Origin of the sequence: Acinetobacter sp. BY419 (assembly GCF_019038395.1) — a bacterium.
GTDB lineage: Bacteria > Pseudomonadota > Gammaproteobacteria > Pseudomonadales > Moraxellaceae > Acinetobacter.
Genome location: NZ_JAGFXZ010000079.1, coordinates 1 through 1,048 on the forward strand (window position 1 = coordinate 1; position 1,048 = coordinate 1,048).

At 39.4% G+C, this 1,048-nt stretch carries 1 protein-coding gene; it reads right to left on the minus strand.

Annotated features, from left to right (window positions below; all coding sequences use genetic code 11):
- Position 1: 1 nt before the first annotated feature.
- The gene (locus KUG37_RS14645; protein WP_216938540.1) at positions 2–949 is read right to left on the minus strand and encodes an IS30 family transposase; all 948 of its coding nucleotides are present in this window, start codon (positions 947–949) and stop codon (positions 2–4) included.
- Positions 950–1,048: the final 99 nt, after the last annotated feature.

Sequence of the window (1,048 nt, forward strand, 5' to 3'; positions counted from 1 at the left end):
CTTAGATTAGCATTTGAAGTGCAACACCATGTTGTTGCCATAATACCTGACTCGGACTTTTAAAGCCGAGTCTTTTTCTTGGACGATGATTTATACGGTCAGTGATTTCTGAAATGTATTCATCCGTATATTGATTCAAGTCACTTCCTTTTCTAATGTATTGTCTGACTAAGCCATTCGTATTTTCATTCGTACCTCGTTGCCAAGCGCTATAAGGATCAGCGAAATACCAGTCTATTTCTAATTTTTGAGCAGCATATTCATGCAAGCTGAACTCCTTACCATTATCTGCGGTAATTGTCTTGAGCTGATCTTTGATCGGCTCAAGTAGACGAATAGTTGTTTGGCAAACTTCCTCTGCCTGGCGTGAGCTACACTTCTTCAACCACAAATAGCCTGTCTTGCGATCTACAATTGAGACCAATGATTGCTGATGATTCTTACCAACAATCGTATCTATCTCTAGATCACCAAAACGATTACGCTGCTCAATCTCAATAGGTCTATCATGAATGCTTTTACGATTAGCCAGCTGACCACGGGTTTCAGAAGAGCCGTATTTCCTCTTTCTCTGATTTCTAAAACGTAGGTTATGAAACAGTGTACCTCCGTTATTTTTATCCTGCCGTATTAAACGATAAATTGAATGCAAACTCACTGAAACACGAGAAGCGATCTGTTCAGGACTCCATTGAAGTTCAAGATAAGAGATGACATGTGCCCATATTTCATCAGGGATTTTTTTAGGATTGGGACAATGGCGTCTTCGAGCGAGTTTATTGGCATGTTTAGCGAAGTAGCCATTTCTTGCTCGATTACGGTTGATTTCTCTAGAAATAGTGGAAGGTGAACGATTCAGTCTCCAAGCAATATAACGTTGAGAAAATCCCTCACGTAACAATGTATAAATCTGATATCTTTCTTCTTGGGTAAGGTGAGTATAGTTCATGATGCAACTTTGACTTTGGTCGGTCGGAAGCAAAATGCTAGCTCATCTTGCTTCTTTCCAATAATTTAATCTCTGTTGCACTTCATTTGAGAATCTAAG